Annotated in this window: 16 protein-coding genes; 14 read left to right on the forward strand and 2 right to left on the reverse strand. The window is 68.2% G+C overall.

The features are described 5' to 3' along the window. Positions 1-85 precede the first annotated feature (85 nt). From AR539_RS08925 to AR539_RS08940, 4 genes are all read left to right on the forward strand, one after another. Positions 86-1,291 (forward strand): argininosuccinate synthase, encoded by a 1,206-nt coding sequence (locus AR539_RS08925; RefSeq protein WP_028277269.1) that lies wholly within the window; start codon positions 86-88, stop codon positions 1,289-1,291. A 35-nt stretch (positions 1,292-1,326) separates the two neighbouring features. Beyond that, positions 1,327-2,790 (forward strand): argininosuccinate lyase, encoded by a 1,464-nt coding sequence (gene argH, locus AR539_RS08930; RefSeq protein ID WP_066436396.1) that lies wholly within the window; start codon positions 1,327-1,329, stop codon positions 2,788-2,790. A 101-nt stretch (positions 2,791-2,891) separates the two neighbouring features. After that, complete coding sequence (locus AR539_RS08935; RefSeq protein ID WP_066435024.1) at positions 2,892-3,422, forward strand: pyridoxine/pyridoxamine 5'-phosphate oxidase; 531 nt, start codon at positions 2,892-2,894, stop codon at positions 3,420-3,422. A 100-nt stretch (positions 3,423-3,522) separates the two neighbouring features. Further along, positions 3,523-4,263 (forward strand): maleylpyruvate isomerase family mycothiol-dependent enzyme, encoded by a 741-nt coding sequence (locus AR539_RS08940; protein WP_066435028.1) that lies wholly within the window; start codon positions 3,523-3,525, stop codon positions 4,261-4,263. A 70-nt stretch (positions 4,264-4,333) separates the two neighbouring features. Here the strand turns inward: AR539_RS08940 and AR539_RS08945 are convergent, their stop codons facing one another. Then, positions 4,334-4,840: a methylated-DNA--[protein]-cysteine S-methyltransferase gene (locus AR539_RS08945; protein ID WP_066435031.1), complete on the reverse strand. Its 507-nt coding sequence runs from the start codon at positions 4,838-4,840 to the stop codon at positions 4,334-4,336. Continuing rightward, positions 4,837-6,369: an AlkA N-terminal domain-containing protein gene (locus AR539_RS08950; RefSeq protein ID WP_066435034.1), complete on the reverse strand. Its 1,533-nt coding sequence runs from the start codon at positions 6,367-6,369 to the stop codon at positions 4,837-4,839. The genes AR539_RS08945 and AR539_RS08950 overlap by 4 nt, the downstream gene beginning before the upstream one ends. Positions 6,370-6,480: 111 nt before the next feature. On the opposite strand from AR539_RS08950, the gene AR539_RS08955 reads away from it, so the two are divergent. The 10 genes from AR539_RS08955 to AR539_RS09000 all read left to right on the forward strand — a co-directional run bounded on the left by AR539_RS08955 (position 6,481) and on the right by AR539_RS09000 (position 19,374). Further along, positions 6,481-7,179 (forward strand): DNA-3-methyladenine glycosylase, encoded by a 699-nt coding sequence (locus AR539_RS08955; RefSeq protein WP_082699262.1) that lies wholly within the window; start codon positions 6,481-6,483, stop codon positions 7,177-7,179. Positions 7,180-7,270: 91 nt separating this feature from the next. Continuing rightward, a complete protein-coding gene (locus tag AR539_RS08960; protein ID WP_066435036.1) occupies positions 7,271-7,906 on the forward strand; it encodes a hypothetical protein in 636 nt (211 codons plus the stop codon). 47 nt (positions 7,907-7,953) lie between these two features. Beyond that, complete coding sequence (locus AR539_RS08965; protein WP_157360998.1) at positions 7,954-8,475, forward strand: adenine phosphoribosyltransferase; 522 nt, start codon at positions 7,954-7,956, stop codon at positions 8,473-8,475. 161 nt (positions 8,476-8,636) lie between these two features. Continuing rightward, positions 8,637-10,865 (forward strand): HelD family protein, encoded by a 2,229-nt coding sequence (locus tag AR539_RS08970; protein WP_066435038.1) that lies wholly within the window; start codon positions 8,637-8,639, stop codon positions 10,863-10,865. A gap of 111 nt (positions 10,866-10,976) precedes the next feature. Then, positions 10,977-12,290 (forward strand): tyrosine--tRNA ligase, encoded by a 1,314-nt coding sequence (gene tyrS, locus AR539_RS08975; RefSeq protein ID WP_066435041.1) that lies wholly within the window; start codon positions 10,977-10,979, stop codon positions 12,288-12,290. 513 nt (positions 12,291-12,803) lie between these two features. After that, positions 12,804-14,111, forward strand: a complete 1,308-nt coding sequence (locus tag AR539_RS08980) for a hypothetical protein (protein WP_066435044.1) — start codon at positions 12,804-12,806, stop codon at positions 14,109-14,111. After that, positions 14,098-15,606 carry an SCO6880 family protein gene (locus AR539_RS08985; protein ID WP_066435047.1) on the forward strand — a complete coding sequence of 503 codons (1,509 nt, stop codon included), beginning with the start codon at positions 14,098-14,100 and terminating at the stop codon, positions 15,604-15,606. Before AR539_RS08980 ends, AR539_RS08985 begins: the two co-directional genes overlap by 14 nt. Then, positions 15,606-17,183 carry a helicase HerA domain-containing protein gene (locus AR539_RS08990; RefSeq protein WP_442854395.1) on the forward strand — a complete coding sequence of 526 codons (1,578 nt, stop codon included), beginning with the start codon at positions 15,606-15,608 and terminating at the stop codon, positions 17,181-17,183. The genes AR539_RS08985 and AR539_RS08990 overlap by 1 nt, the downstream gene beginning before the upstream one ends. Then, entirely contained in the window at positions 17,180-18,949 is a 1,770-nt protein-coding gene (locus AR539_RS08995) for a type IV secretory system conjugative DNA transfer family protein (protein ID WP_066435050.1), read from the forward strand. Before AR539_RS08990 ends, AR539_RS08995 begins: the two co-directional genes overlap by 4 nt. After that, positions 18,946-19,374, forward strand: coding sequence for a DUF4913 domain-containing protein (locus tag AR539_RS09000; protein WP_231728550.1), 429 nt, complete (start codon positions 18,946-18,948; stop codon positions 19,372-19,374). Before AR539_RS08995 ends, AR539_RS09000 begins: the two co-directional genes overlap by 4 nt. Positions 19,375-19,491 lie beyond the last annotated feature (117 nt).

Raw genomic sequence — 19,491 nt, forward strand, 5'->3', positions numbered from 1 at the left:
TTTTTTGAAGATTGGGCCTGCCACGGCCATGTGACAGGCTTTCCCTAGACAAAAGCAGTACCAAAACAACTAAGGAGCATTTGACGTGACTGAGCGTATTGTTCTGGCCTACTCCGGTGGCCTGGATACTTCCGTAGCCATCGGCTGGATCGGTGAAGCCACCGGTGCCGAGGTCATCGCCGTGGCGGTCGACGTCGGACAGGGCGGCGAGTCGCTGGAAACCATCCGCCAGCGCGCTCTCGGCTGCGGCGCCGTCGAAGCCTACGTGGCCGACGCCTCCGACGAGTTCGCCAACGAATACTGCGTGCCCACGCTGAAGGCCAACGCCCTCTACCAGGGCCACTACCCGCTGGTCTCGGCCATCTCCCGCCCGGTGATCGTCAAGCACCTGGTCAAGGCCGCCCGCGAGTTCGGCGCCACCACCGTGGCCCACGGCTGCACCGGCAAGGGCAACGACCAGGTCCGCTTCGAAGTCGGCATCCAGACCCTCGGCCCGGACCTGAAGTGCATCGCCCCGGTCCGCGACCTCGCCCTCACCCGCGACAAGGCCATCGCCTTCGCCGAGGAGAAGGGGCTGCCGATCGAGACCACCAAGAAGAACCCGTACTCGATCGACCAGAACGTCTGGGGCCGCGCCGTCGAAACCGGCTACCTCGAGGACATCTGGAACGCCCCCACCAAGGACATCTACGACTACACCGCCACCCCGGAGTTCCCGCCGGCACCGGATGAAGTCACCATCTCCTTCGAAGCCGGCGTGCCGGTCGCGATCGACGGCGTCAAGGTCACCCCGCTGCAGGCCATCAAGGAACTCAACCGCCGCGCCGGCGCCCAGGGCGTGGGCCGGATCGACGTTGTCGAAGACCGCCTGGTCGGCATCAAGTCCCGCGAAATCTACGAGGCCCCCGGCGCCATGGCCCTCATCACCGCGCACAAGCACCTCGAGGACATCACCATCGAGCGCGAGCAGGCCCGCTTCAAGGCCACGGTCGGCCAGCGCTGGGCCGAGCTGGTCTACGACGGCCAGTGGTTCTCCCCGCTGAAGCGCTCCCTCGACGCCTTCATCGAGGACACCCAGAAGTACGTCTCCGGCGACATCCGCATGGTGCTGCACGGCGGCCAGGCGATCGTGAACGGACGCCGCTCCGAGACCTCGCTCTACGACTTCGATCTCGCCACCTACGACACCGGCGACACCTTCGACCAGTCGATGGCGCGCGGCTTCATCGAGCTGTGGGGCATGTCCGCCAAGGTCGCTTCCGGCCGCGACATCCGCGTCGCAGGAGAGTAGCCCGCGTGGCTGAGTCTGAAACCACCAAGGCGGAGATGGGCCCACGAGCGCAGGGGTCCCCGGCAGAGCGAAGCGAGGCCGGGGTGCGCTCGGGGACTAACACCGGTGCGCTGTGGGGCGGCCGGTTCGCCGGCGGCCCCGCGGACGCCCTCGCCGCGCTGAGCAAGTCCACGCACTTCGACTGGCGGCTGGCCCGCTACGACATCGCCGGTTCCAAGGCGCACGCCCGCGTGCTGCACAAGGCCGGGCTGCTGGACGACGCCGAACTGGAAGGCATGCTGGCCGCCCTCACCCGGCTGGACGAGGACGTCGCCTCCGGCGCGTACCTGCCGGCCGAATCCGATGAGGACGTGCACGGTTCGCTGGAACGCGGCCTGATCGAGCGCGCGGGCCCGCACCTGGGCGGCAAGCTCCGCGCCGGCCGGTCCCGCAACGACCAGGTGGCCACGCTGGGCCGGATGTTCCTGCGCGACCACGCCCGGATCATCGCCCGCGGCGTGCTCGCCACGATCGATGCGCTGGTGGACCAGGCCAAGGCGCACCAGGGGGTGGCCATGCCCGGCCGCACGCACCTCCAGCACGCCCAGCCGGTGCTGCTCAGCCACCACCTGCTGGCCCACGCCTGGCCGCTGCTGCGCGATGTGCAGCGGCTGGCCGACTGGGACAAGCGCGCCGGGGTGTCGCCGTACGGGTCGGGTGCCCTGGCGGGCTCCTCGCTCGGGCTGGACCCGGAGTCCGTGGCCGCGGACCTGGGCTTCTTCTCGGCCACGCACAACTCGATCGACGGCACGGCCGCCCGCGACGTGTTCGCCGAGTTCGCGTGGGTCACCGCCATGATCGGCGTGGACCTGTCCCGGGTGTCGGAGGAAGTCATCCTGTGGGCCACGAAGGAGTTCTCCTTCGTCACCCTGCACGATTCCTACTCCACCGGCTCCTCGATCATGCCGCAGAAGAAGAACCCGGACGTTGCCGAGCTCGCGCGCGGCAAGGCCGGCCGGCTGATCGGCGACCTCACCGGGCTGCTGGCCACGCTCAAGGGCCTGCCGCTCGCGTACAACCGCGACCTGCAGGAGGACAAGGAACCGGTTTTCGACGCCACGGACACCCTGGAGCTCCTGCTCCCGGCCGTCTCAGGCATGATCGCGACCCTGACGTTCAACACCGAACGGATGGAAGCACTCGCGCCGCAGGGCTTCGCGCTGGCCACGGATATCGCCGAATGGCTGGTCCGGCAGGGCGTGCCGTTCCGGGAGGCGCACGAGCTCTCCGGTGCCGCGGTGAAGCAGGCTGAAAGCCGCGGCGTCGAGCTCTGGGACCTGACGGACGAGGAGTACGCGTCCATTTCGGAGCACCTGACGTCGGAGGTCCGCACGGTCCTGTCTACCGAGGGTTCGCTCAACAGCCGCAACTCCCAGGGCGGCACGGCTCCGGCCGCCGTCGAGCGCCAGCTGCTGGCACTCGAGGCGGAGCTTGAGGGCGTCCGCGCGTACGCCGGGTAACCACCCCGGGGAACGCGCGCCCACACGAGTTGGCACTTCGCGGCAATGTTTTTGAACGACACTGCCGTGAAGTGCCAACTCGCGGCGCTTAAGGTGGAGGAATGAGCGAATCATTCCGCCAGCTTCTGCGCGGCCTGCCCGATTTCCCGGACGAGCTGCCGGACTTCGACCCGGCCTTGGCCCCCGCGGATCCTGCCGAACTCTTCCGGCAGTGGCTCCAGGAGGCCCTGGAGGCCGGGGTGCCGCAGCCCAACGCATGCAGCCTCGCCACCGCGGACGGGCTGGGGCGGCCGTCGTCCCGGATGCTGATCCTGAAGGACATCGACGACGACGGCTGGCACTTCGCCACGTCCCGCGCCTCCCGGAAGGGCAAGGAACTCACCGGCAATCCGCACGCGGCGCTGAACTTCTTCTGGCAGCCGCTGGGCCGGCAGGTCCGCGTCGCCGGGGCCGTCCGTGAACTCTCCCGCGAAGCCTCCGCGGCCGACTGGCACGCCCGGCCCGGCGCGGACGGCAGCGACAACCCCGACTGGCAGCTGTACGCCATCCGCCCCCGCGAGGCCGAGTTCTGGCAGGCCCGGCACGACCGCCGGCACATCCGCCACCAGTACGGCCCTGCGCATTTCAGTTAGCCGGCAGTTCAGTTAGCAGGCAGTTCAGTTGGCCGGTGTTTCAGTTAGCAGGCACCTCAGTTAATCGGGATTAGCCAGAGCCTCGGTTAGGATGATCGCCATGACCCACATCACCCCGGAGAAACTCCCGGAAGAACTCCGCCGGGCAGCCGGCGTCGTGGCCGGAATCGCGGCCACTTTCACCGCGGAGGACGTCAAAGCCGCCTCGGAGCTGCCGGGCTGGACCCGCGGCCACGTGCTGGCCCACATCTGCGGGATCGCCAACGCGATGGCCCGCCAGGTGGAATTCGCCGCCCGCGGCGACAGCATTGAACTCTACGACGGCGGATTCGAGGGCCGGACCCGCGCGATCGAGATGGCCGCCGGGCACACCCTGGAGGAGCACCGGGCCGATCTTGACGCCGCGCTGGACCGGGCGTTGCGTGCCTTCGGTGCGCTGGACGGCGCCGGCTGGCAGACGCCCATCAGCTACCGCGGGGGAGTGGTGTTCGACGGCGGCCTGGCGCTGTGGCGCGAGCTGGTCATCCACGCGTCCGACCTCGGCACCGGCCGCGGCCCGGAGACCTGGAGCCGGCCGTTCTGCGAGCACCTGTTCGATTTCCTGTCCGCCCGGGTGCCGGAAGGGCAGCGCTTCGTCCTCCAGCCGCTCGGACTGCCGGCGGTGTCCCTGGGCGCCCCCGGCGGCCGCACCACCGTCATCAACGGGATGCTCACTGACATCGCGGCCTGGCTCGCGGGGCGCACGCCCACCCTGGGCAGCCTGCGCGCCACCGCCGCGGCCGACGGCGTGGACCTCCCCGAGCTGCTGCCGTGGCCGGCCGGGGTGCCCGTCACCCGCTGACCCTCCCGCCGAGGTGAGATTTCGCGCCCATGACCACAAACGGCATGGGCGCGAAGGCCCGTCCCGCGGATCAGGCGGCGGCCGCCCGGCTCTCCCGCGCCAGGAGGCTCTCCTTGATGGGCAGCCCCCAGCGGAAGCCGCCCAGGCTGCCGTCCGTGCGGATCACCCGGTGGCACGGCACAAACAGTGCGGCCGCGTTGAAGGCGCATGCACTGGCCGCGGCCCGGACGGCCTTCACGTTTCCGGAGAGTTCCGCGTATTCGGTGTAGGTGACGGGGTGCCCGGGCGCAACGGTCCGCAGCACGTCCCAGGCGTGCCCGCGGAACGGGCCGGACTTCTGCAGCACGGGCACGTCCATGGCGGGCCCGGGATTCCCGGCATAAAACTCCTCCACCGCCGCGGAGATGCAGCCCAGTTCGGTGACGGCCCCGTACTCCGCGGGAAGCAGATCCGGATGGATCTGCCCCGTCAGCTCGCCGGGCACCGCGGTCCAGCCGGAGGCCAGCACGGCCCCGTCCCGCGCAATGATGGTGAAGGGTCCGTCGGGGGTGGACATGGTCAACAGCTGGGCTTTCATGGTGTCACTTTCTTTGGAGTTGCAGTCTTCGCGGACCGGGCGGCCGCTTGGGCGCCGGCCGCCGCGCGCCACAGGTGCATTGTGGCGTAGGAGCGCCAGGGGCTCACCTCACGGAAATCCGGGGCAAGCCGTTCCCCGGACGCCGCCGGGCCTTCCGGGTCCCGGCCGAGGGAGCGGATGCCGTTGCGCACGGCCGCGTCGTTGGCCAGGAAGACATCCGGTGCCCCGATGACGCGCATCGCCACATAGCCCACGGTCCAGGGCCCGACGCCGGCGAGCGGCAGCAGCTTGGACTCCAGGGAGTTCAGGTCATCACCGTAGCCGAAATCGAGGTCGCCGGACGCCATCGCGGCGGCGGCACCGCGCACCGAGTCGATGCGGCGCTGAGGGCCGCGGAGCAGTTCAAAGCCGGCCCCGGCAATCTGTTCCGCGGTCGGGAACAGCCGGTGCAGCCCGTCCGCCGGAACCAGGCTCCCGCTCCCGGCTGCGGAGAGCTGGATCAGGGCCGTCCGGGCCGCGGCGACGGTGATCTGCTGGCCGATCATGGCGCGGATCAGCAGTTCCTGCGGGTCCACGGCCCCGGGCATCCGCATCCCCGGTGCGGCCGCGACACTGGCGGCGAGCCGCGGATCCGAGCCCAGCGCGTTGTCGATGGCGACCGGATCGGCGTCGAGGTCCAGGAGCCGCCGGATGCGGCTGAGCAGGGTGGGCAGGTCCCGCAGGTCGACGGCGCCGATGGTCAGTACCAGCGGGCGGCCGGGCGCGCCGGCGTCGTAGTCCACGCGGAAGCGGGCGTCACCGTGGGCCAGGCGCAGCGTCCGGGCGTAGGAGCTGGCGGTCCCCTCCTCGATGCCCGGGATGGCCCGGACCGCGAGGAAGCCGAACACCCCCGGATCGAAGGGCTCCCGGTAGGGAAGGGCCAGGGTCAGCGCGGTCGACGGGGACGCTGCAGCGTGGGCTTGCGCCTTGGGGTGACGCGCGGTGGCCCGCAGCGCCGACGGGGTCATCGCGAAGACCTCGCCCATGGTGTCGTTGAACTGGCGCACGCTGCTGAATCCGGCGGCGAAAGCGATGTCGGCCGCCTTCATCGACGTGGAGACCAGCAGGGTGCGGGCGGTCTGCGCGCGGCTGGCCCGCGCTAGAGACAACGGCCCGGCGCCAAGTTCGTGGCTCAGGATCCGGTTGAGCTGCCGCGAGGAGTAGCCCAGCCGGGCGGCGAGCCCTTCCACGCCGTCGCGGTTGATCACACCGTCGTTGATGAGCCGCATGGCCCGGCCGGCGACGTCGGAGCGCAGGTTCCAGGCGGGAGTGCCGGGGACGGCCTCGGGGAGGCAGCGTTTGCAGGCCCGGTAGCCGGCGTCGTGCGCGGCGGCGGAGGTTTCGTAGAACGTGACGTTTCCGGCCTTGGGGGTCCGGGCGGGGCAGGACGGGCGGCAGTAGATGCCCGTGGTGCGGACAGCGGTGTAGAACTGCCCGTCGAACCGGGTGTCGCGGGCGTCGATTGCCCGGTAGCGCTGCCAGAAGTCCATAGGTTCATCCTGCCAGCTGTACCGCGGCGCTGCTAGCGGAAATCGGACACGGCCGTGGCGCTGCAGGCCGCCCGATGAAGGGCGCGGAACGCGGCCCGATAAAGTTGGACCATGACTGCGACGCCCCGTGCCGGCATACCCGCCGGCGGCCAGCCCACCAGCAGACAGCCCGCCAGCGGCCAGCCCGCGCCCGGACTGCGCGGGCTGCTCTCCCAGGACGCCCGGGACGTGGCGCCCCTGCTGCTCGGTGCCGTGCTGACGCACGACGGGCGCGACGGCGCGGTGTCCGTCCGGATCTCCGAGGTGGAGGCGTACCTGGGCCCGCACGACTCGCTGCACCCGGATCCGGGATCGCACACCTTCCGCGGCGCGACGGCCCGCAATTCGGTGATGTTCGGCCCGCCCGGCTTCCTGTACGTCTACTTCACCTACGGCATGCACCACTGCGCCAACATCGTGTGCGGGCCTGACGGCACGGCGTCCGCGGTGCTGCTGCGGGCCGGCGAAATTGTGGCGGGGGAGGAGCTGGCCCGCAGCCGGCGGCCGGCATCGAAGTCCCCCAAGGACCTCGCCAGCGGCCCCGCCCGGCTCGCCACGGCACTGGGCCTCACGACGGCGGACAGCGGCCGGGATGCCCTGGCGTCCCCGTTCCGGCTCGAACTCCCGGCAGCCCACGCAACGGATGTCAGCTCGGGACCCCGGGTCGGCGTCTCGGGAGCCGGCGGCAGCGACCGGTACCCCTGGCGCTACTGGCTCACCGGCGACCCCACCGTCTCCCGCTACAAGGCAGCGAAGGCGCGCCAGTCCTAGGCAGCCGGCGCAGCCGGTCCCGGCGATTCCCAACCACACGCGGCACAGAGATGGCGGCGCAGGGATGATAGTGCGGGGATGATGAGGACTTATGGGTGAGGGCAAGCGCGGGAAGCCCCGCAACGAACTCGAACGGCTCGAGATCTTCGCGGAGCTGGCCTCGGACTACTTCCGGATGACGGAACTCTTCCAGCCGGCCCCGGAGTCCGGCGGGCCAGCAGCCGGCGGGCCACCAGCCGGCGTGCCGGTGCCGCCGGACGCCCGGGAACTCGAGCGCCGGCAGTGGCTGGAGCTTTTCCGGGCGGCCCTGCTGCGCAAGTTCATCGTCCGCGACGAGCACGTTTCCCTCAAACTGGTGGTGCGGGCCCTCCGCCGGTGCAACACCGGGGCGGACCCCACGCTCGCCGAAGGGGCGGACGCCGTGGCCGGACTGTTCACGCCCGAAATGGTCCAGGGCCGCCAGCACGTGATCCCGGCTCCGGCGCCCCCGGACGGGAGCGATGTGGTCGAGGACGTTCTCTACGGCCGGCTCCTGCACGGCGACGCGGACCGGTTCCGCAGCTCGGAATGGGCAAAGGACCCCCTCCGCCTGGCCGCCGCAACGGCCGGCCGGTTCAATGCCGAGCGCGCGCTGCGGAAAGCGCTCGACGTCGTCAGCTACGGGCTGGCGCACGGACTCCTCCGGCCGCCGGAGGATTTGGAACCGCCCAGTAGGGTTGATGGGTGAATCAAAGCGAGCTCCAGCAGACCACCATGACCACCAGCGACGCCGCCATGCCGGTAGGCCAGCTGATCAGCAGCCTCTGCGCCACCATCCCCGACTACCCCAAACCCGGCATCGTCTTCAAGGACCTGACCCCCGTGTTCGCCGACGGCGCGGCCCTCAAAGCTGTGGTCAACGCCCTGGTGGAGCCCTTCGAGGGCCAGTTCGACGCGGTCGCCGGCGTGGAAGCCCGCGGCTTCCTGCTGGCAGCGGCCGCCGCCTATGCCACCGGCACCGGCGTCATTACCGTCCGCAAGGCCGGCAAGCTGCCGCGGGACGTGGTGGCGGAGGACTACGCGCTCGAATACGGCACCGCCACCCTGGAGCTGCACACCACGGACCTCGCTCCCGGCAGCCGGGTCCTGATCCTCGACGACGTCCTCGCCACCGGCGGGACCCTCGGCGCCGCTGCCCGGCTCTTCGAACGCTGCGGCATCCACGTGGCCGGCGTCGGAGTCGTGATGGAACTGGGCGATCTGGGCGGCCGCGCGGCCCTGGCCGGCCACCGGGTCAGCTCGCTGCTGGCCCTCTAGCCCACTTCCTGGCCCACGGCCGGCCGGCGACATGCCTGCGGCAACCATGGACGACTCCACCCGCGTCGGTAGAATGCCAGCAAAAAACTGACATGTTCCGATGAGACGGCCGAAATGGTAGTAGAATGGTTGGTCTGTCTTTTTCGATAGGGGAACGTTCGATGCACGACGCTGATTTGGCCCATGAACGCGAGTATGTAGCCGGATTGTATGCCCGGCTGGATGAGTTGCGGGCGGAAAAGCGCGCCCAGCTGGCCCAGGTCCGGCGGGCCGGGGCCGTGGGCACCATGCAGAACGTTTCGGAGCGGGACGCGTTCGCGGCCCTCTACGAGGACCGCCTCGCGCAGCTCGACGCCGTCGACGACCGGCTCGTATTCGGGCGCCTCGACCTCGACTCCGGCGAAGCCCAGTACATCGGCCGCATCGGGCTCACCACCGACGACCTCCAGCGCCTCATGCTCGACTGGCGTGCGCCCGAAGCCGGGCACTTCTACCAGGCCACCGCGTTCGACCGGCAGGGGGTGCGCCGCCGCCGCCACCTCATCCTGCAGGGCCGTGAGGTCAAGGCCATCGAGGATGACGTGCTCGACGTCGACCTGCTGGCCGACAACGAATCCCTCCAGGGCGAGGGCGCCCTGCTGGCAGCCCTTAACTCCAAGCGCACCGGCCGGATGTCCGACATCGTCGGCACCATCCAGTCCGAGCAGGACCGGATCATCCGGTCCTCGATCTCCGGGGCCCTTGTGGTCCAGGGCGGGCCCGGCACCGGCAAGACCGCCGTGGCGCTGCACCGCGCCGCCTACCTGCTTTACACCCACCGGGACCGGCTCAAGTCCGCCGGCGTCCTGCTGGTGGGGCCGTCGTCGTCGTTCATGAAGTACATCGAGCGCGTGCTGCCCTCCCTTGGCGAAACCGGCGTCGTGATGGCGAGCGTCGGCCGGCTGATGCCCGGCATCCACGCAGTCGCGGAACCTGAATCCGCCGTCGCGGCCATCAAGGGCCGGCTGGACATGGCCGAGGTGGTGGCGAACGCCGTCGCCAACCGGCAGCGCATCCCCGCCGAGAACCGCATCCTCGAAGTGGACGGGCGCAAGCTTGTCCTGACGCCCCGGCAGGTCCGCCGCGCCCGGGACCGGGCCCGTGCCACCGGCAAACCGCACAACGAGGCCCGCGTCTCCTTCGTCAAGATCCTGCTGCGCGAACTGACCGAGCAGATGACCGAACTCGTCGAAGCCGGGAGCCTGGGCAACAACGCCGACCGCTCCTACCTCGCCGAAGACGTCCGCTCCGCCCGGGATGTCCGCATTGCGCTGAACCTGTGCTGGATGCCCATGACCCCGGAGAAGCTCATCACCGAGCTCCTCAGCAAGCCCGCAATCCTTGAGGCCTGCACCCCGCACCTCAGCCCCGCCGAGCGCGAACTGCTGCTCCGGCCCGCGGACTCCCCGTGGACCGAGGCGGACGTTCCGCTGCTGGACGAGGCGGCGGAACTCCTCGGTGAACTCGACGCTGCCGCCGGCAGGGGGCTGGCCCAGCAGGAAAGTGACCGAGCCCGCGACCTGGCCAACGCCAAGCAGACGCTGGTCAACATGGAGACCGCCGGCGTCGACGCCCTGTTCACCGCGGAAGAGCTGGTGGAGCAGAACCAGGAGCGCGAGGCCCGGCTCACCGCTGCCGAGCGCGCCACGACGGACCGCAGCTGGGCGTTCGGCCACATTGTGGTGGACGAGGCCCAGGAGCTTTCGCCGATGCAATGGCGGCTGCTGGTGCGCCGATGCCCGCTGAAGTCGTTCACCATCGTGGGCGACATTGCCCAGACCAGCTCTGTGGCCGGCGCCAACTCCTGGCACAGCGCCCTGGCGCCCATGTTCGGCGACCGCTGGCAGCTTGAGGAGCTCACGGTCAACTACCGGACGCCGTCGCAGATCGCGGAAGCCGCCGCCCGGATGGCGAACGCGGCAGGCCTGGTGGTTTCCGCACCGAAGGCCGTCCGTGAAGGCCGCTGGGCGCCCGTGATCGACCGCGTCGAACCCGGCCAGATCATCAGCAAGCTCGTGGACGTGCTGCCGGAGGAAATCTCCGCGCTGGACGGCGGGCTGCTGGCCGTCATTGCCGACGGCGACCTGCTCCCCGAAGCGACCGCGGCACTGCGCGCCGTCTACGGCCACCGCGTGGGCACGGACGCCGGCAGCTACGAGCAGGACATCGTGGTCATCAGCCCCCGCGAGGCCAAGGGGCTCGAGTTCGACGGCGTTGTGGTGCTGGAGCCCTCGGCCATGCTGAACCACGAGCACGGCAGGGTCGGCGACCTGTACGTCGCCATGACCCGCCCCACGCAGCGGTTGCGCCTGATCGCCGCAGCGGCAGTGCCGGCCGGCATCGAAGACTGAACGGACGACGTCCGGGGCGGGCATCAGGCAGGCATCGCAGCCGGGCACCGCAGGCGGGAGCAGGGCGGTCACACACGCTGGGACCGCCCTGACCCTGCTAACTTAGATTCCGTGTCCCAGCTAAATGATCTTCGTTCCCAGCAGAATGACCCCAGCTTCGCCAACGTCTGGCAGGAGCTGAAATGGCGCGGCCTTGTCCACGTCTCCACAGATGAGGCGGAGCTTGAAAAGCTGCTCGCCGGCGAACCCGCAACCTATTACTGCGGCTTCGACCCCACCGCACCGAGCCTGCACCTGGGCAACCTGGTCCAGCTGCTGCTGATGCGCCGGATCCAGCTGGCCGGCCACAAGCCGCTCGGGCTGGTGGGCGGTTCCACGGGCCTGATCGGGGATCCCCGGCAGACCGCCGAGCGCGTGCTGAACACCCCGGAAACGGTCGCCGAATGGGTCGGCAAACTGCAGGCACAGGTGCAGCGCTTCCTCAGCTTCGAGGGTGACAACGCCGCACGGATGGTCAACAACCTGGACTGGACGGCACCGCTGAGCGCCATCGATTTCCTGCGCGGGATCGGCAAGCACTTCCGGGTCGGCACCATGATCAAGAAGGACATCGTCGCCAACCGGCTGAACTCCGACGAGGGGATCAGCTACACCGAGTTCAGCTACCAGATCCTCCAGGGCATGGACTACCTGCAGCTGTTCCGCGACTACAACTGTGTCCTGCAGACCGGCGGTTCTGACCAGTGGGGCAACCTCACCAGCGGCACCGACCTGATCCGCAAGGTCGAGGGCAAGCACGTCCACGCCCTGGGCACGCCCCTCATCACCAACGCCGACGGCTCGAAGTTCGGCAAGAGCGAGGGCAACGCCATCTGGCTGGACCCGGAAATGTGCAGCCCCTACGCCTTCTACCAGTTCTGGCTGAACACGGCGGACAGCGATGTTGCCTCGCGGCTGAAGGTGTTCACGTTCCTGGGCCGCGCAGAGATCGAAGCCCTGGAAGCCGCCGTTGCCGAGCGTCCCTTCGCCCGCGAGGGGCAGCGGAAGCTCGCCTACGAAGTCACCTCCCTGGTGCACGGCGCCGAGGCCACGGAGAAAGTCATCGCCGCCTCTGCTGCTTTGTTCGGTAACGGCGACCTCAGCGTCCTCGACGAGGCCACGCTCAAGGCGGCAACCTCCGAACTGCCGACAGCCACCGTCGACGCCGGCGGCCTGGGCATCATTGACCTCCTGGTCGCAGCCGGGCTCTCGGACAGCAAGTCCGCGGCCCGCCGCACCGTGGGGGAGGGCGGGGCCTACGTGAACAACGCGAAGGTGACCGACCCGGAGGCAGTGATCGAAGCCGGCCAGCTGCTGCACGGCCGCTACCTGCTCCTGCGCCGCGGCAAAAAGAACCTGGCCACGGTGGAGGTCAGCGCCGCCTAGCCGGAGCTTCGCCGAACTACAGCGCGTCACCTGCACGCTCCTTCCCGACCCGGTTGCAAGGTCGGGGAGGAGCGTGTATTGTTTTCTGAGTCGCCACCGAAGAGTGGCGGCCAACCCCAACAAAAATAGAGAAGCAATTCTTCTAGTACTTTCGGCTCCCCTGGAGCGGGCGGCGCAGAAATGAAAGGTTGCTTCCAATTATGCTGGGCGGATTCGCTTCAGCGGATGAAATGCAGATGAAAATCTGGATTTGCAAAGTTGAAATGAATGAAATAAGCTGGAAATATCGCAGCGAGGGAAAAGCGAATAAAGAATTCAATTTATTGAATTGTTCGCCGAGTAATTCGAATGTGTCTGTTGTTTGAGAACTCAATAGTGTGCCAAGTTTGTTGATACCAATTGTTTTATTGATTGGTTGTTTTGGCTGTGTTGTCCACCCCGTGGATGGCATGGTTTTTACAGCTGGTTTCAAATTTGACATGAGCGGCTTCATCGCATGGGCCGGGGTCTGACATGGCCGAGTGCGTTCCCCTGGATGTCATCTGTCAGGGCGGCAATGCGGTTTCCGGGATGCTCGACGACGCCATTGGCAATTTGGCGAAGGCGATCATGGAGGGCATGAGCCAGATGGTGACGACGCTCTCCACTTTCTGGGTGTCCATGCCCACGGCCAACCTCGCATCCCAGGATGGGGTCACCGCCAGTCCTGTGGTCGGGTTCGTCAATTCGGAACTGGGCTACTGGACACTGGCTTTGGCGGTTCTGTCGGTAATCCTTGGGGGCACCCGGATGATCTGGGAGCAGCGTGGGGCGCCGTTGAAGGACCTGCTCCGGTCCCTGCTGACCCTCACGCTGGTGTCCGGCCTCGGACTGGCGGTGATTTCCATCCTGGTGATCGCTGCCGATGCGTTCTCGGCCTCGATCATTGACCGGGCAACCGACGGCAAGGGCTTCGCCCACGCGATGGCCATCCTGGTGATGACGAACCAGACCGGCGTCGGGGTCTTCATTCTGATCATCCTGGGCCTGGTGGGTCTACTTGCCTCGCTGGTGCAGATCGTCCTCATGATCGTCCGCGGCGGAATGCTCGTCATCCTGGCCGGCATCCTGCCGACCACGGCGGCGTTCACCAACACCGAGATGGGACGCCAGTGGTTCCAGAAAGCCATCGGCTGGACCATCGCTTTCATTCTCTACAAGCCGGCCGCGGCCATCGTCTACGCCGTGGCCTTCAAGCTCATGGGATCCTCGGGCGGCAACGTCCTGCTGGGTTCCATTACCGGTTTCGCTCTCATGATTGTCGCGCTACTGGCACTGCCGGCGTTGATGCGCTTCGTCACCCCGATGGTCGGAGCTGTTGCTTCCGGTTCCGGCGGGGGAGCAGGAGCGGCGGTGGGGGCCATGGCTACCGGTGCTGTGTCGATGGGCCGCTCGGGCAGTGGACGCGGCAACGCATCGCCCACACCGGCCAGCCAGCCCGGCCAGAGCGCCAGCGCACAGGGCAGCAAGGGCGCTGGCGGCAGTAACGGCGGCAACGGCAAACCCACCCCCGGCTCAACGGGCCCCGGAGGGGCGCCCGGCAAGGGCACAACCGGAAGCGCCGCAACCGCCGGGGCAGGCACCTCCGGCTCGGTTGCAGGAGCCGGCGCAGGTTCCGCCGGTGCAGGCGCCGCGTCGGGAGCGAAAGCCGCCGGCCCGGCCGGAATCGCCGTCGCCGCAGGAGCACAAGCAGCGTCAAAGGCCGCGTCGGCCGCACACCAGACCGCGCAGGATTCAACCGGCCAATCAGGATCGATGGAGGGCCCCAGTGGCAGCAATTAATACCGAGTACAAGGAACCGTCCTACGGCAACTGGCGGGTTCCACGCTCCGCAGGGTTGGGAAGCCTGGGCGCGATCGGCACCGGCATTGTCATGACCGGTCTGTTGGCCGGCATCATCACCTTCGCGTTTCTTGGCCTGCTGCCGGGGCTGAGCGTCCTCGCCGTCGCGGGCATACTCGTGCTGCTGCTGACGGTCAAGGACAAGCACGGTCAGTCCATCGTGGACCGGTTCGCGACGCGGATGAACTTCCGGCTCGCCCGTTCTGGCGGGACCAACCTCTACCGTTCCGGCCCGCTCGGGGTCACCGAGTGGGGCATGTTTCAGCTTCCCGGCCTGGCCGCGAAGTCCCGGCTGTACGAGTTCAACGACTCCTACAACCGCCCGTTCGCCATGCTTCACGTCCCCACCACGAACCACTTCACCGTGGTCTTCTCCACCGAACCTGACGGCGCTTCACTGGTGGATCCGGAACAGGTCGACGCCTGGGTCGCGAACTGGGGCGGCTGGATCGCCGGGCTCGGGGATGAAGCCGGGCTGGAGGCCGCGGCCGTGACCGTGGAGACCGCTCCCGACTCCGGCTACCGGCTGCGCAACGAAGTTGAAATGAACATCCACCCCGACGCCCCGGAGGCCGCGAAGGCAATCCTCCGCGAGGTTGTCCGCACGTACCCGGAAGGCTCGGCCACCGTCCGGGCCTGGGTGTCCCTGACGTTCACCGCAGCACTGCGCTCCGGGTCCCGGAAGCGCGAACCCGAAGATGTCGCCCGGGACCTGGCATCCCGCATCCCCGGGCTTGGTGCCCGGCTGCAGGCCACCGGCGCCGGCATCGCCCGGCCGATGTCTGCGCAGGAACTCTGCGAGGTCGTCCGGATCGCCTACGACCCGCCCGCGGCCTTGATCATTGATGAAGCCCACGCCGCCGGGTCCACGGTCGCCCTTACCTGGGGCGAAGTCGGCCCCTCCGCGACGCAGGCGGGCTGGGATGACTACCGGCACGACGGCGCGTTCTCTGCCTCCTGGACCATGACCGGCGCCCCGCGCGGGTCGGTAAATTCCTCGGTTCTCTCCCGGCTGTTGGCCCCGCACGGGGATATCGACCGCAAACGCGTTTCCCTGCTCTACCGTCCGATGGATTCGGCCCGGGCCGCCGCCGTGGTCGAGCGGGACCAGAACAACGCCAACGTCCGCATCACCTCCGGGAACCGCCCGTCCGCCCGCGCGCTGGTCGATGCCCGCTCCGCCGCGCAGACCGCGCAGGAAGAAGCACAGGGGGCCGGTTTGGTGAACTTCGGCATGGTCGTCACCGCCACCGTCACCGACCCGGCCCGGCTCCCCGATGCGGTCGCCGCCGTGGAACAGACCTCCGGGACCGCCCGGGTGTTGCTGCGCCGTGCCTACGGCTCCCAGGACACCGCGTTCGCCGCGTCCCTGCCGCTCGGACTGGTTCTGCCCAAGCACATCCTGCTGCCCACCGAAATCAGAGAGGCCCTGTAATGCAGAAGCTCTTTCGACGGAAGAAGAATCCGTTCCTTGACGGTGTGGAAACCGAAGCCCGCGCGTCCACGGCCCGTCCGGCCCGGTTGCGTGTCCCCGGGTCCCGTGGCTGGGGCGGGCGCGGGGGAGGGGCTGCGGCCCTGGTCCCGGCGGTGCGTGAATACCGTGGGACAACGGTGCAGGTTTGCGGGCTGTGGCCGTTTTCCTCTGGTACGTCTTCGCCCATGGTCGGGGTCCCGTTGGGCCGGCACGAGGAAACCCAGGCCACGGTCTGCTGTGATCCGATCAGCTGGTTCCAGCGCGCCCATCTCATTTCCAACCCCTCCGCGTTCGTCCTCGGCAAGCCGGGTCTGGGGAAGTCCACGCTCGTGCGCCGCATGATGCTGGGCCTCTCCGGCCAGGGCGTACACCCGCTGGTGCTTGGGGACTTGAAGGGCGAACACGTGGACGCCATTAGGGCCATTGGCGGGCAGGTCATCGAACTCGGCCGCGGCCGCGGCTACCTGAACATCCTCGATCCGGGCCAGGCCATTGAGGTCGCCCAGCTCCTCGAGGAACAGGGAAACCATGAAGCTGCCGTCCGGGTCCGGGCCGATGCTCACGGCCGGCGCCTGAACATGGTCGTTTCCCTCATCACGATCAGCCGGAACAATCCGCCCACGGATCAGGAACAGACCATTTTGGACCGCGCCCTGCGCGTCCTCGATGACTCCTTCGACGGTGTTCCGGTCCTGAAAGACCTGCTCGACGTCATCATCGCCGCCCCGGACGAGCTGCGCCAGGTCGCGCTGGACCGCGGGGACATGACGGTCTACCTGCAGGAAACCCGGGCACTGGAAGCAACCCTGCTCGGCCTGACCGGCGGCGGGAAACTCGGGGAAATCTTCTCCCGCCACACCACGAACCCGATGCGGCGTGACCGGGCCGTGGTCTTCGATGTCTCCAGCATCGATGAGACCGAAACGGACCTGCAGGCCGCCGTACTGCTGGCCTGCTGGTCCTACGGCTTCGGCACCGTCAACGTCGCCAACGCCCTCGCCGACGCCGGCCTGGAACCGCGCCGGAACTACTTCGTCGTCCTGGACGAGCTCTGGCGGGCACTGCGCGCCGGCAAGGGCATGGTGGACCGGGTGGACGCCCTGACCCGGCTCAACCGCTCCGTCGGCGTCGGGCAGGTCATGATCTCCCACACCATGTCCGACCTGCTGGCCCTCCCGGCCGAGGAAGACAGGATGAAAGCCCGCGGCTTTGTTGAACGTTCCGGCATGGTCATTTGCGCAGGCCTCCCGGCTTCGGAGATGCCGCTGCTGACCGCTGCGATCCCGCTGTCACGGCAGGAACAGCAGAAGCTCATCTCGTGGCAGGACCCGCCCGCATGGGACTCCCGCGGCGGTGACGTCGAACCCCCGGGCCGGGGAAAGTTCCTGATCAAGGTCGGCGGCCGCCCCGGCATCCCCGTTACCATCGGTTTAACCTCCATCGAAGCCTCCCTGAACGACACAAACCGCCTCTGGCATGCACCGGCAGAAACCCTGCTGGATGCAGCAGCCCCAATCCGGGAAGAAGGTGCGGCATGAGTGCCCCGAACCGCAAGGGAACCGGCCTCGGCGACGCCCTGGGGATTTGGCTCGCCATCGGCGCCGCCACCATCTTCGGCGGCGGCACCTGGGTCGCCGCTCACCTCGGTTCCTGGATGGCTGGCCTCGCCGCCCCGCCGGCGCACCCGATTGACCTGGTCGCCGGGTTGGCCAAGGGTCGGGTGCCCTGGCCTGACCAAGCAACTGTGGTGGCCTGCGTGCTGGCCGGTGTCCTGATCGCGCTGGTGGTGACGGTGCTGGTGGTCCGGTCCCGGACCGCGAGCAAACGCACCAGGGTGGACAAGGCAGCGGTGTACATGGGCCGGGGCAAGGACCTGAACCACCTCTCGACCAAGGGCGCCACGGCCACGGCCGTGCGCCTTGGTGTGGAAAATTCGACCGGTGTCCGCCTTGGACGCAGCGTGGCCGGCAAGCGCCCGCTCTGGGCATCCTGGGAGGACATGCTGATCCTCATCGCCGGGCCCCGCACGATGAAGACCACCTCCTACGCCGTCCCCGCCATCCTTGACGCACCCGGCGCGGTGATCGCCACGTCCAACAAACGCGACATCGTCGACGTCACCCGCCCCATCCGCTCCGAGGCCGGGCAGGTATGGGTCTTTGACCCGCAGGCCGTTGCCGAGGAAGAACCATCGTGGTGGTGGAACCCGCTCTCCTACGTGAAGAACGAAGCCACGGCAGGGAACATGGCGCAGCACTTCGCCAACGGCTCCCGGGAACCCGGAACAAAACCCGACGCCTACTTCGACCCGGCCGGACAAAACCTGCTCAAAGCCCTCCTGCTCGCCGCCTCACTCAGCGCCGCCCCGATCACACAGGTGTACACCTGGCTGACCCGCCCTCACGACGAAGCACCGGCTGACATCCTCCGCACCGCCGGCTTTGACCTGCTGGCTGACATGGTCATCGGCCACATCAGGGAACCGGAAAAGCAGCGGGCCGGCGTCTACGGCACCGCCCGGCAAATGGTCTCCTGCCTCACCGATCGGGACGTCAGCCAATGGGTCACCCCAACACCAGGCACAACCGTCGACACCGACCCCCGGCCGCAGTTCGTACCCGAAGACTTCGTCCGCGGCAAAGGCACGCTCTACAGCCTCTCCCGCGAAGGCGTCGGCACCGCAGGCCCCCTCGTCACGGCCCTGACCGTCGCCGTCGTCGAAGCTGCCGAAAAGTACGCCACCTCCCAACCCGACGGCCGCCTCGCAACCCCGCTGCTGGGTATCCTCGATGAAGCCGCGAACGTCTGCCGGTGGAAAGCCCTGCCGGACCAGTACAGCCACTACGGCTCACGCGGCATCATCCTCATGACCATCCTGCAGTCCTGGTCCCAGGGCGTGGAAGTCTGGAACCTCGAAGGAATGCGGAAACTCTGGTCAGCATCCAACGTCAAAATCTACGGCGGCGGCGTCTCCGAAGTCGGCTACCTCGACGAACTCTCCCGCCTCATCGGCCAATACAGCTACATCAACGTCTCCCGCAGCCACAGCAGAAACGGATCCTCATCCTCCCGCCAAGAAAGCAAGGACGAAATCCTATCCGTTGCCGACCTGACAGCACTGCCACGATTCAGGGCCATCCTGCTCGCCTCCGGTGCCCCGGCCACCATGATCGAAACGATCCCCTGGATGAACGGACCGCACGCCCAAAAGGTCAAAGACTCCCTCGCAGCCAAGGAAACAACTGACCGTGCCCCTGTGGCTGTTGCCGCCCACAATCCATGGACGGACGGAGACAAGGCGTGAGTGAAGATTTCGCGGACGCCTTCGGGGACGAAGAGGATCAGCCCCCGACCGGCGGGCACAGCCACGCTGAGCCCGAACCGGAACTGGTGTACTCCAGCGCCGTGGAATTCTTCGCTGACCTCCTGGCCCAGTCCTACGTCCGGGAAGTCAACGAGGGCGCAGCCTACGCGTGGTGCCCGGAATGGTACAAACACCCCGAAGCCCTCATCCGGATGGAAGCCATCTGGCGCGCCTGGGAACACCTACGCCTCGAACCCGCCCTCGGCATCAGCACCTGGTGGCTGAACCACGCCGACCCACACATGCGCACCCTCATGGATAAGGAGGGCCCCTTCAAAAAATGCGCCTACGACGGACACAAAACCCCCGCCCCGGGCAAAACCGCCCTTCCCCACAAAACCCCCGAAGCAGGAATCTTCGACTAGCAAGGACTGCCCTCCACTGCACGCTTGGAAGCAGTGCTTCTACACTGCTCGCCTAAAATCACTTTCCGCGCCCTCTTCCTCGCGGAGCCGCCCGCCCTCATTCGGGATGCTGGCGCC

The sequence above is a fragment of the Arthrobacter sp. EPSL27 genome (genome assembly GCF_001512305.1).
GTDB lineage: Bacteria > Actinomycetota > Actinomycetes > Actinomycetales > Micrococcaceae > Arthrobacter.